Annotated in this window: 1 protein-coding gene; it reads right to left on the bottom strand. The window is 67.2% G+C overall.

All coding sequences use genetic code 11. The annotated features are described in order from the left end of the window. A partial coding sequence (locus tag AAEZ09_RS28370) for a GspE/PulE family protein (protein WP_350601668.1) occupies positions 1 to 268 on the bottom strand: 268 nt, incomplete at both ends.

Raw genomic sequence — 268 nt, forward strand, 5'->3', positions numbered from 1 at the left:
GCACAACACCCGCACGAGGCGCTGGGCCAGCACGCCAAGCAGCGACGAGGAAATCAGAAACGGTTCGACGCCCATGTCCACCAGGCGCGTGACGGCGCCGATGGCGCTGTTGGTGTGCAGCGTGGAAAGCACCAGGTGGCCGGTCAGCGAGGCCTGCACCGCCATGTCGGCGGTTTCCTGATCTCGGATCTCGCCGACCATCACCACGTCCGGGTCCTGACGCAGGATGGCGCGCAGCCCGCGGGCGAAGGTCATGTCGACCTTGGTG

Source organism: Pseudomonas sp. 65/3-MNA-CIBAN-0223 (assembly GCF_040310425.1).
GTDB lineage: Bacteria > Pseudomonadota > Gammaproteobacteria > Pseudomonadales > Pseudomonadaceae > Aquipseudomonas > Aquipseudomonas gregormendelii.